10 protein-coding genes are annotated in these 12772 nt (G+C 35.1%); 1 reads left to right on the top strand and 9 read right to left on the bottom strand.

Features of this window, described 5'->3' with window-relative positions:
* Window position 1: 1 nt before the first annotated feature.
* The 9 genes from ACR6HW_RS16650 to ACR6HW_RS16610 all read right to left on the bottom strand — a co-directional run bounded on the left by ACR6HW_RS16650 (window position 2) and on the right by ACR6HW_RS16610 (window position 11023).
* Entirely contained in the window at window positions 2-1135 is a 1134-nt protein-coding gene (locus ACR6HW_RS16650) for an AlbA family DNA-binding domain-containing protein (RefSeq protein ID WP_455728806.1), read from the bottom strand.
* Window positions 1136-1180: 45 nt separating this feature from the next.
* Entirely contained in the window at window positions 1181-2305 is a 1125-nt protein-coding gene (locus tag ACR6HW_RS16645; RefSeq protein WP_455728805.1) for a UvrD-helicase domain-containing protein, read from the bottom strand.
* Window positions 2302-2823 carry an ATP-dependent endonuclease gene (locus ACR6HW_RS16640; RefSeq protein ID WP_455728804.1) on the bottom strand — a complete coding sequence of 174 codons (522 nt, stop codon included), beginning with the start codon at window positions 2821-2823 and terminating at the stop codon, window positions 2302-2304. The genes ACR6HW_RS16645 and ACR6HW_RS16640 overlap by 4 nt, the downstream gene beginning before the upstream one ends.
* A 180-nt stretch (window positions 2824-3003) precedes the next feature.
* A complete protein-coding gene (locus tag ACR6HW_RS16635; protein ID WP_455728668.1) occupies window positions 3004-4323 on the bottom strand; it encodes an IS1380 family transposase in 1320 nt (439 codons plus the stop codon).
* Between the two features lie 157 nt (window positions 4324-4480).
* Entirely contained in the window at window positions 4481-5614 is a 1134-nt protein-coding gene (locus ACR6HW_RS16630; protein ID WP_455728803.1) for an ATP-dependent nuclease, read from the bottom strand.
* A gap of 92 nt (window positions 5615-5706) precedes the next feature.
* Window positions 5707-5925 carry a YdbC family protein gene (locus tag ACR6HW_RS16625; RefSeq protein ID WP_455728802.1) on the bottom strand — a complete coding sequence of 73 codons (219 nt, stop codon included), beginning with the start codon at window positions 5923-5925 and terminating at the stop codon, window positions 5707-5709.
* 18 nt (window positions 5926-5943) lie between these two features.
* Window positions 5944-9195, bottom strand: a complete 3252-nt coding sequence (locus tag ACR6HW_RS16620; RefSeq protein ID WP_455728801.1) for a type I restriction endonuclease subunit R — start codon at window positions 9193-9195, stop codon at window positions 5944-5946.
* Between the two features lie 65 nt (window positions 9196-9260).
* Window positions 9261-9395, bottom strand: a complete 135-nt coding sequence (locus tag ACR6HW_RS16615; RefSeq protein WP_455728800.1) for a restriction endonuclease subunit S — start codon at window positions 9393-9395, stop codon at window positions 9261-9263.
* 173 nt (window positions 9396-9568) lie between these two features.
* Window positions 9569-11023, bottom strand: a complete 1455-nt coding sequence (locus ACR6HW_RS16610) for an IS5 family transposase (RefSeq protein ID WP_455728799.1) — start codon at window positions 11021-11023, stop codon at window positions 9569-9571.
* A 262-nt stretch (window positions 11024-11285) separates the two neighbouring features.
* Here ACR6HW_RS16610 and ACR6HW_RS16605 point away from each other — a divergent pair, with 262 nt between their 5' ends.
* Window positions 11286-12701, top strand: a complete 1416-nt coding sequence (locus ACR6HW_RS16605; protein WP_455730909.1) for an ISNCY family transposase — start codon at window positions 11286-11288, stop codon at window positions 12699-12701.
* Window positions 12702-12772: the final 71 nt, after the last annotated feature.

Raw genomic sequence — 12772 nt, 5'->3', positions numbered from 1 at the left:
ATTACATCTTTCGATATTCTGCTAACATTCTTTTAAGAACCTGCACATTATGATACTGTTTCTTGAATTCTTCCATAATATAACCTTCAATTTCCGGAAAGTGCGGAAGCCAAATGTCTGCTGTGAATTTATCCTTCTTATGCCATATATTTTGCACATAATTTTCAAATGACTCTTTCTCCATTTCGGACTCAAAAATCAAAATGCATTCTTCGAACCTGTTATGAGATGTCGTTTCTTCATCACCATCAGGTTCATAGTAAAATTCGTGAATAATATACGGCAATGTATCCTTAATATAATATTTATAAGTTACATCCCATTTATGATAAGCATTAAAAGAAATTCCATCAGTCATTGGTGTAGGCGTAAAATATCTGCCACCATCCAGACTAACTCCCTCAAAAGTTGACAGTAACGTCTGATGGTAGAATATTCTTATCTCTCTCCACCGGGGCTCAATATCCGTTTGATTAAACAAATAGTATTGATATGCCGTTTCCTCACCATCCAACGTATACTCTATTGTAAACTCTGGAAAAAACTTATGGTATCTTTTCACTGTTTCCCAGTTTGTTGGCGCTTGTAGCCATTCATCTGGTTTATGCAAGAAATTAGTAATTTTCTCTAATGGTGTCAAAATTATACCAAATCTCTTTTTCCATAAATATTCCACATGGTGAATATCAGCAGATTTTTCTTTAGGTGTGTTTGTGTCCATTACACGCGTATAAATATTATTTGCTTGAACATTCTGATATCTTTCAGTTAAATAAAAGGGCGTATTGCTACTATTTTTTATCACTATTACATCAATACATTCAGCAGATAAAATCATTGACTCTACATAAACTGTAGGTCGTATGCCGCTTACAAACTTTTTATCCTTTAAAAAATCAACAAGCATTTGAGTATTTTTACGATTCTCATCGTTATTGACATCCAGTGGATTATGATTATTTTCCTCATCAATTCCAATAATAATATATGCATCTCTATTTTCAAGATTATTGGCTAAGCACATGATATCGTGAAGTAAATCTGCCTTCTTTTCCTTTAAGTACCACTCTCTTTTAAAATCCCAATATGAACCTTCTTGCTTTAATTCAATCAACCTCTGTATTTCTGAATGCATCTTCCTCACCCCACATTTTACTGAATATATCTTAATTGATCTAGATCAATCCAGAATCCTATAATTTTCAATATATTCAATATTTGTAATTTTAGAATAATTATAGACTATTCCAACACTATATCTCGCCCTTGTTAAAGCAACATAAAGCTTACATCTTGCATCAAACTTGAAGTTGTCTTTTTTGCTCTTCCCTAAAATCCAATCCAACTGTGGTTTGGTTGGAAATATTAATACTCTGTCGAATGTTAATCCTTTTGACTCACCAAAATTATATACCTTGCTACCTTGTGGAACTTGTTTTTTCCTGTTATGTCTTAATAGTACTGGATTATATTTCATTATGTACTCTTCAACGTCCTTTTCTTTAACAAAATAGACCCCATCATGTTCTGTTTGCTTGCTTTGATTTGAACCACATGTATTATATTCAGGGAATAGTTTTGAAGAATAAGAACATATATCTGCATTACATCTATATGAATTGCCAAGGATCAATTCATCAACATGAGGTTTACAATTCTTGCATTCGTTTAATAAAAATTCTCTTATTTTACCATTTCTATATTTCTCATACTTTTTCTCATTGTGAGTTAAATATGTTACTTGCCTAGGATCACCCACGAGTGTTGTACGAATTTTACTTTGAAGTAATAATTTTATCAATTCTAAATCATAACCAGCTAAATCCTGTATTTCATCAATAAAAATGTCATCGAATATCTTTTCCAATCGTCTAAATATTTGATTTGAACATTTTTCATTGCACTTAATTATAAATTTAGAAATTTTATCTGAATAAATATTATAGTCCGGTGAAAAATAATGTTTATCTACCTCTGTTTCAGGATAGTAGCTTGGGAATTTACCTTTAAATTTCAATCCCGATCTTTGATTTACCAATAATAATCCATTTATTCTTTTATTTGTAATATAGTTTTGAAAAGGCTTCACTCCGTGCTCTAGTAACAAAGAAAACCATGTCTGTATTACTACATTACTTGGAATGCAGCCATTAACATCTATAAATTTATCGCGAATTTCTTTTTCATTTGCAGTCGTATATGTTGTTATTAAAACTTTTTTACCTTTAAGCTCTACCGCTTTATTTACAATGTAAGTAGTTTTCCCCGAACCAGCCGCAGCAATTATTAACTTATCTTCGCTCATTTAATCGCCTCCAAGATATACTCTGGAAACTTCACCTTATCATCCGACATAAATATTTTAAGAGCACACTCTGTCTTATTAAACTTCATATATTTATGCAGTTCTGTAATATCCGAATAATCCGTTTCTAATATACTGTTCATTTTTTCAAGCCCATTTTCTCTAACGATAATTGGTTCAAGCGTATTCATATTTAGTTTTTTACCATTGTCTAAGGTAATCTCTGTTTCATCGATAGTCTCATCATAACAAATCTTAATATTTTCACTTTTGTTATTGCCAATGTAGTTAGCATATTTCTTTTTCAGCGCCTCAATATTTCCATCTGAATCTGTTACCACAACAACATTTGCATTAATTTTTTCTGTAACTTCCAAAAACCTCAAAAATGATGTTCCAACAGAAATAACATCAATGCCATCATTAATTGGCAACTTATTATTATTCGCTTCCATATATGCTTTTTGAATAACTAATTCGTCCGAATCGCCTTCTACCAATATTGCTTTTTTACACAAGATAAGCCTGAATTATTCATGAACCCATGATATCACCAAAAATCGAGCGGATTTAAGTTTTTGCGCTTCATAATGCTTATCATAGAAGACGTCTTCCTGTTTATCACCTAAAAATGGGCAGACTTATCCTGTGGACAATACTTTTCTCGATTTTCAGATTTCAAAGTTCATCAGTTACGTTTATTCCAACTGTGGAAGTCGACGGATGTTCTCAAGAATTTCATAGAACTCATTCTTGTATGGACAACTGCTACACAGTTTGAAATGAATATATCTTGCTGCTTTAACAACCTTTGATGCGATTTTGAGCAGCTTCAATCGAATAGTATCTATCAACATTTTCTTCATGTTTTCAGGTAATACCAATCGTTTAAAGTAATTAAATAGGTTGTATGCTAGGACATGGAGCAGTAGATGATTTGCATTAACGACTTTGTCCTTACTTGGTGTTGATGCAAAGTTGAAGCCACTTTTACCTTCTTTGATAAAGTTTTCCATGGTGCCTCGATTTCGATAGAACTTAATGAGTTCTTCAGGACTGAGATCCATGTTGGTCACAATAAAGGCATACTGATTGGTTAGCTGATTGTACGGTTTCTCGACCTTGACGATAACCCGTCTAGGATAGTCCCATTTACCGGCTTGGTACAAGAACTCATCATAACGGACCACATAATCAATCATGTTATCCTTTGTAGCTTCGGTTATTTCATCATCCAAATGTTTTGCGTGAGCATACAGTATTTTGTTTGCTTTCAAGCGTATGGCATAGGATACACCATTGCTTTCACACTGTTTGTACAAGTCTGGTGTTGCAAAACCACTGTCTCCACGGAGGAACAGATGGACATCAGGATACTTTGTAAAGTATTCATCAAGTAAGGGCTGCATGAACTCGCAGACGCCTGTAGAACTATAGGCGGTACCATCTCTAAGCTCTGCTTTGAGAAGATCTCCAGTGAGTCCGTCATAGCAGAGTAAGGGGTGATATCCATGAGCTTGATAGTGGTAATTAAAGCCTTCGCCTTCCTGCTTGCCGTACGTGTTAAGTAGGGTTGAATCAAGATCAAGCAGAACTTGTTCTGGCATTTTAGTCCTGTAGGCCGATGACCTCATATGACGGATGATATCTTCAAACTGTTTGACTGTATCCCCATCCATACGGTTCCAGAACCTCGACAGTGTGGGTTGTGAGGCAAGAGCCTGTTTACCCAGAATACTTTTAAAGACAGGTTCATTGGTCAGTTCGTCTGCATCATTGTCATTAAAGTATCCAGCAAGGATTTGATAAATTAGCTGGGATAGATTTTGATGGTCTTTGTGTTTACGGAAGCTATCATTTTTGTCCGTTACAAACTGGCTGATGTGTTTATTGAAGCCAAACTTATGGGCGAATTCTTTTATGAGAAGCAGCCCCGAATCGGAGGATAAATCGCCTCCATTGAAATTTATTTTGATTTTACTATTGCTTTCGAGCTGAAGTGAACTTACACTAGACATGAAGAGTTTCTCCTTTGTTTTGGTGTTTGTGTGGTAACTACATTTTAACAAAGTTGGAGCTCTTCTTCTATTTATTTAGGTTTCACTTGATAAGTGAAAAGCAAAAGTAATCTAAAATACAGTAACTATGCGGTTTTGGGGAGTATTTCGTGAACCGTCATGAATAATTCAGGATAAGTCTTAAAGTATCATAACCTGATATTTTTTCAAAAAAAGTCTTTGTTGAATCTTCTAGCTTATTTAGCTTTGTTATTTGTTGCTTATTTAATAAAACAAGGTTCTTAAGCCCTAATTTATTTGCCACAAAACTACTGTGTGTAGATATTATCAATTGTTTTCCTGCATTTAATTCCTTGATTCTATAAAGAAGCTGATTTAACTTCGAATATGATAAGTGATTCTCTGGCTCTTCAATTAGAATTACATCCGCTTTTTTAGACTTCTTATTATTTAGAGCAAGTTCAGTTTTCACCATACTTTGCTCCCCTTTTCCTATATGCATAAATGGTACGGCATCAATATATGTTGTTAAGCTGTTCTCCCAAGCATTTTTCGACAGTAATTCTACCGATAATTCAACCTTTTTATCTGATATTGTGTAATTCGATTCTATTTTTTTATTAATTTGCTTAACTGATTTATCGCTCTTAAAATTATCTCTAATTCTGCGATGCGCCTGAGAGATATCAATTATCTCTTTAAGCTCTAAGCTATTTTTAATAATTCTAGATATGTACATATCTGAACCATTTTTGTATTTACTATTAGATGAATCAATTAATGCTGATTTTAATGGAATCTTTCGGGTAGTAATTGGTTTCCTAGAAAACATTGACCATTCCACATCATAATATTCAATCGGTAAACTGGTAATATCATTCTCCTGGATAAAAGTCTCATATTCTTCCTTAAAATCTTCATTAAATTGAATTTTAAAAGAAAACCCGCAAGAAGATTCCAATCGGATATTATCAGTTCCAATAAAATTTGGGTCATCGTCTTCATCAAAATGTACTTCAATTAAAATAGAAGGTAACAAAATTGCTTTGTCTTGATTTATATGGTCAACATAATTCTTAACTGCTTCATTGTTGAACAAATGTTGTGTAATTTCATTTTTGATATATTTCCCATCTATCATTCCTGTAAAAGCTAAGTTTATCGCTTCTATTATTGTAGATTTACCAGCTTCATTATTCCCTACAAGAATATTAATATCTTCATTGAGCTCTATTTCAAAAATATCTTTAAATTGTTTAAAGTTCGAAATTATTACCTTCTTAATCGCCATACCTACCTCCGATTCCAACATTGTCAAGTAGCCATAATTTATGACACCCAATAATATAACTGAGTGTCATTTATTCACGCCAAATTACATAGTTAATTTTTATCAGCCAAAATAGCTTTCAATGCCATCAACTCTTGCTCTGTCAACGTTACACCCTTACCCATCTTTTCATGTTCCGGTGCCCAATCTCTTAAATCATATTTAGGTTCTCTACCATTCCAAGAGACAAGGTTTAGTTCCTTTCGCCATCCCTTGGCATTCTCTGAAAGAACGCCAAGCGTTTCAACTATTTCATATTTGATTTCAGCCATTTTATTCACCTTTTCTCTCTAAGCCTTATATGATGGTTTCGACTCAGCAACTCGATCATAAAACACCATATTAACTTGATTTCCACACATTTTTTCTGCTTGCCTCATAACCGTTTCCATTGCTTTTTTTGCTTGCTCAGGTGGATAATCATATTTCTTGAGTAGTCTCTTGATTATACGCCTCATACCGGCTTGAGCGCTTTTTCTGACACTCCAGTCAATGGTAATATTATTTCGTATTGCTACTGTAAGTTCCCTCGCAATCTTTTTAAGTGTTTCATCTTCTAAGAACTCTTTGACAATGTCATCCGCTGTAAGAGCATCGTAAAAAGCAATTTCATCTTCACTTAATCCTGAGCTTGCCTGTTCCTCTTTCATTTTCTTAAGCTCATGTGCCATACGGATAAGTTCCTCAATAACTTCTGCATTGGTAATTGCTTGATTCCTGTATTTATTCAGGGCTTTCTTAAGCTTTTCAGAGAACATTTCCGACTTAACAAGGTTCGTTCTTTCAATGGATTTAATGTTGCCTTCTAAGAGCTTTCTCAACATTTCAACTGCCAAATTCTTTTGCTTAAGCTCTCTGACTTCTTCCAAGAATTCTTCTGATAATATTGATACTTCAGGTCTTTGAATTCCCATAGCATCAAAAACATCAATGACATCCTCTGAAATAATTGAACGCTCGAGCATTTGATGAACTCTGGCATCAATTTCACTTTTGCTCAGTGTACGATCACCCTTGGCACTTAATTTCACCAAGCTCGCTTTAACAGCTTTGAAATAACTAACTTCTAGGGCTTTTGATCTTCCTATTTCAGATGCTGCACATAATGAATGCGATTTTGATAATTCTACTGCTATTTTCTTGAATTCTTTTTGGTCTTCCTCGGTCATTCCAAGCACAAAATCCATACCGCCTGTAATAGCACGAATTCTCTTTACCTGAGAATCTCCCATATAGTCGGAATAATCATAACCATGGAACATATCCTGTAAAATTTCAAGTTTTTCAAGCATCACACCAATAGCCACATCTGTATTGATCCCTGTGTTGCCACGATCACTATCAGTATACTGTTTTAATGCGCTTTTTAAACTTTCTAGAATGCCAATATAGTCAACTACAACACCGCCTGATTTTTCTTTAAAGACATGATTCACTCTTGCAATGGCTTGCATTAAGTTATGGCCTTTCATCGGCTTGTCGATGTACATCGTATGCATCGATGGGACGTCAAAACCGGTCAGCCACATATCTCTAACAATAACAATTTTCAGTTCATCACTATTGTCTTTCATGCGTTTTGCTAATGTATCTCTACGTTGTTTGCCACCCACATGTTGCTGTAGTCTTTCACTATCGGCAGCACTTCCAGTCATAACAACTTTAATTTTACCTTTATCAACATCGTTACTATGCCAATCTGGTCTAAGTGCAATTATTTCATCATACAAGTCCGCACAAATTTTACGACTCATACAAACTACCATTGCCTTACCATCTATGGCTTTCGTCTTTTCTTCATAATGTGTCACGATATCTTCAGCTAATTTCTTCACACGATTGGGTGAACCTACAATGGCTTCTAAGCGAGACCATTTGCCTTTATTCTTTTCTTTTTCAATATCTTCTTGGCCTTCTGTTAATTCATCAAATTCTTCATCAATAGCCTTCAGCTCTTCTTCATCTGCTTCTAACTTAATGATCCTATTTTCATAATATATCTTAACTGTGGCCTCATCTTCCACAGCCCTTGTCATATCATAAGTATCAATTGTATGACCGAAAACAGCTGTTGTTGAACGGTCTTCAAGATCAATTGGTGTACCGGTAAATCCAATAAATGAAGCATTTGGCAGAGCATCTCTCAAATATTTTGCGTAACCATATTTGACTTCACCTGTTTTAGAATCAGCCTTCGCTTCCAATCCATATTGACTTCTATGAGCCTCATCAGCAATTATAATGATATTTCTTCGGTCTGTTAGAACAGGCATTTCTCCTTCTTCAGGCTTAAACTTCTGAATCGTAGTAAAGATAATGCCACCAGATTCTCTCTCATTTAACAGATCAAAAAGTCCATTAACCTCTACAGAATTATTCCCGTTCCCTGAAGCTTTCTGGTTATCTGTCAATTTTCTGACATCAGCTTGTTTTGGTGTCTGTCTTAAAATATCCTTTGATTTCGTAAAGGTGGTAAATAATTGATCATCCAAATCATTTCTATCTGTAATGACAACAATCGTAGGATTATTGAGCTCTCTTACAAGACCAGCTGTATAGAATACCATTGAAAAGCTCTTACCAGAACCTTGTGTATGCCAAATAACACCAATCTTGCGGTCACCATCTACACTGGTTGCTTCCTTAGTTTTTTCAACGGCTTTTTTCACAGCAAAATATTGATGATAAGCTGATAAAATTTTAACGATTGTCTTTTTATCACCTAGCTTTTTCCCGTCAACGTCTTTTTCATCTTCACTTGACTCTTGGAATAAAATAAAATTCTGAATAATATCCAATAGTCTTTCTTTTTGAAGCATACCATTAAACATAACTTCATATTGAGGCTTTGAAAGGGGTTCAACTACTTCTCCATCAATACTTCTCCAATTCATGAATCGCTCTTCATTAGATGTTATGGTTCCCGCCTTTGCATTAATACCGTCAGATAAAATACAAAAAGCATTATAATTAAATAGGCTTGGTATATCCTTTTTATACGTTTGAACTTGATTATAGGCACTTTCTATACCAACATTTTCATCACTGGCAGACTTTAACTCAACTAAAATCAAAGGAATCCCATTAATAAAGATAATAAGATCCGGACGGCGTTCTTCATTTTCTACGATGGTAAACTGATTGACCACCAGAAACTCATTTCTATCAAAAAGTTCTTTTTCAAATTCGACAATACGTGCATTCTTTGTACGAGGGTGTCCGTTTTCCATAAAGGAAACTTCTATTCCCTCCGTCAACAGCTTGTGGAAGTTTCTATTATTTTCTTCCAGCATTGGGCTATTGAAAGTAATGATTTGTCTGTAAGCTTCTTCTAATGCTTCTTCCGGTAAATCCCTGTTGATTCGATAAAGAGAGTCTTTCACACGGCTAGCTAATATAACTTCACGGTAATCTTTACGTTCTTCATATTCTCCACCTAACGATATATCAGGGCCAAAAGCATATTCATAACCTAATTCTTGTAATATCTCTATGGCCGCTTCTTCAAGTAAATCTTCAGTAAAATTTTCTAAAAGGCTCAATGTATACTCCCCCTTCAATTAAATTAGTTGTTATCTATTGGTACACAAAATTAAAATTTATCGTACTAGATATCTAGATCTGAAACATCTAAATCACCAGACATCAACTTAGGCAATAGATTATCTCTTATTTCTTCTAGTTTTAAATTTTCTTGTTCGATTTCTTTATTCTTAGCAATTAAGGGGTTAATTATATTCATATACTCTTCATATAAATCTTTAGGAAGTATCATTATTGGTAATGATTTAATTGTTGTTAAACTAAGATTAGCTTGTACTGCTTGTTGTATTCTTTTTGTATAGTAATCATTGTGCCAATTTCCTAAAAAGAAAGAATATAAGTAGTGTCTGCTTATTAAGTCGAAAAATTAACTTAATAAGCCATTAGTATTTTGAAACGCCAGTTATTGAACCATTGGCAAAGTAACTCAAAAAATAGTCGTGACTGAATCTTGAATAAATTCGTCACAAATACAGACAACGCTATCGTTGTCATCGTTGTTTCTTCAAGTTTTGTTTTGATCAGGTCCATCCCATAACATCGTTTGCTTAAGCTGAAACTTCTTTCGACTTCGATTCGATCGACATTATCTTTGTATTCAATAGCTTTATCGTATTCATTGTCTTTCGAAGGTCTTCTTAGCTTTGGCCCTGATATACGAATACCTTTGAGTTTACAGTATTTGCGATTACTCCTCGTACGATATATTTGATCCACCAACACTCGCTCTGGATAATGGCCTGTTCGTTCTTTATAGTTTTCAACCGCTTTTTGCAAGCATGTACTTTCGTTATAGGGATCGAAGGATAAATTTTCAATACGTCCATAACCCTTTTCATCTACACTGAGATCGAACTTGGCTCCGAATTCAACAGGTGTGGATACCTTTCCTCTTACTATCGGGCGAAGATAAGGCTGGCTAATGCTGACAATACGATTTTCAACGGAATGCGTATCATTCGTATACATATAATTCTGTTGCTCATACAACAACCGTATTGTTTCAAGAAGCTTCTCTTCTTTGTCAGTTAGTTTACAACTTGATGTGAGGAATCCATCAATATATCCAAGGTCGCGCTTTACATACCCGAGTTGCTTGCGGATGGTACTTCTGATTTTTGCTTTGCTTTTTTTCTTTGTTTTTGCAAGTGAAAGATAATTTTTCCGTGCTTCTTTCCGATACATTCTTGGTTTCTTCAATGTGTGGTCATTACAGAGACGATCAACGATTGTTTCAAGCTTTTCTCTTGCTTCATTCAGCAGCGAAAAGTCTTGAGGATAACGAATGTTTGAGGGTGCACAGGTCGCATCGATAATCAATGTGCCATGATTAATTGGCTTGTCAGCTTCCTGTTCATTAGAATTTTCATTTTGGTCGGAGTCTGAACCACTGTTATCATTATCATCACTGTCATTATCTTTTGAAGTTTCGACTTCCAGCATGTATGCATTAGCCTCTATCAACATTTCCGCACTGATCCGTTTTCTAAAATTCACCAGTGAACTCGGATTAAATGGGGCAGTATCTTGATATCCTGGAAGTCCTATGAAATATTGGTAATAGGGATTTTCAGTCAGTTGGTCTACAAGTTCACGATCCGCATAACCATATTTTATTTGAATGATTAGAGAACCTAATGCCGTACGAAGTGTTATGGCAACATTACCTGTATCGCTTTGAAACAGCTTTGCATATTTTTCTTCGAATTCTTTCCATGGGATATGATCTGCTAAAGTGATCCATCTGTTTTTGGGATTCATTTTGAGTCCGAGTGGTTGGTTAAAATCGAGAAAGATTGGTTGAGAATTATCGGATGGAATATACATGGTTTTAAGGCTCCTTAACAATTTTTTTGACATAAAGTGCAAGGATAATTGTAAAATTCAGAAAATACCCTTGCATTTATTATACCAAAAAATCGCTTCTAATGCAGTAAAATAAAGGTATTGGGAGTTAATAAGTATGATTCACATGTGATAATGTCTTAAGTAATGAAACGTGATTTTGTCCCAAAAGATATAATGCTATAATAATACCTCAATGAATGAAAGCATCGAGGTAAATTAAATGACAAAGGTAGAATTACGTATGAATGAAAATCTAAAATATGAAATCATTAAAAAGCTCGTCGATACGAATGGCAATAAAAAAACAGCTTCACTTAAGTTAGGCTGTAGTATTAGAACGGTTAATCGATTAATCCAGGGCTATCGGTCAGAAGGGAAAGACTTCTTTGTCCATGGAAATCGTGGAAAGAAACCCGCTCACGCTTTGTCTAACGAAACTAAAACGTTGATTTTAGCACTTTACAGGACCAAGTATCCCGATGCAAATTTCGCTCATTTTACTGAAATCCTAGCAGAGCAAGAACACCTTTTTCTTTCTCCAACTACTGTAAAAAAAATCCTTATGGAACAAGATGTTTTATCTCCCAAGGCTCACAGGTCAACAAAGAAATCCCTTCGTAAAAAATTAGAAGCCCAAAAGAAAAAGGCTACTTCTAAAAGTGACATGGCGATTATTCAGCACAAGATCGTTGAACTCGATGAAAGCCACCCTAGAAGACCTAGATCCGCCTACTTTGGAGAAATGCTTCAGATGGACGCTTCGGTTCACATCTGGTTTGGTGGCGTCAAAACCCACTTACACGCTGCTATAGACGATGCCACAGGGCGAATCGTGGGGGCTTACTTCGACCACCAAGAAACACTTAAAGGCTATTACAATGTCTTTCATCAAATTTTAACAACCTATGGTATCCCACACATGTTTTACACAGACAGAAGGACTGTTTTTGAATACAAACAAAAAAAGGCCCCTTCACTTGAAAAGGATACCTTCACTCAGTTTTCTTACGCTTGCCATCAACTAGGGGTAGATATAAAAGTAACAAGCGTTCCACAGGCCAAAGGACGCGTAGAACGCTTATTCCAAACACTACAATCACGACTGCCGATCGACTTAAGAAACGCAGGCGTATCAAGCGTAGAGCATGCCAACGAATTTCTGAACTCCTACATAAAGAAATTCAATGACAAGTTTGCTCTGCCTTTTGATAATAACAAATCTGTGTTTGAAACGCAACCGTCTGATGAAAAAATCAATCTAACGCTTGCGGTAATTGCTGAGCGCAAAATTGATACAGGCCATTGCATTAAATTTGAAAATCAATATTTTAAACTCATTGACGACAGAGGCCTCCCTGTTTATTACCACAAAGGCACTCCGGCTGTCATTATTAAAGCTTTTAACGGCTGCTTGATGGCCTCTGTAAACGAGAGCGTTTATGAACTCGAACTTATCCCTTCTCATCTAAGAAAATCTAAGAACTTTGATTTTGAGGACGAGTTCGAGGCTCTTCCTAAAAAACGCAATATCCCTTCCATGATACATCCATGGCGGAAGAGCGCCATCAAGAAATTTATCAAAACACACTATGCTCAACACAATTATACTTTTGAGGACATCATTAACACTCAAGAAAACTTTTTCTCCGCTAATTAACAAAGCACCAGCTTTTTACTGGTGCTCATGTTTCATTTATTTTGGGACATTTTCAAAAGTGATTGACATAA

The sequence above is a fragment of the Fusibacter sp. JL298sf-3 genome (genome assembly GCF_053842995.1).
Note: the sequence above shows the minus strand (reverse complement) of the source record. Positions and strands in the feature narration are given on the sequence as shown.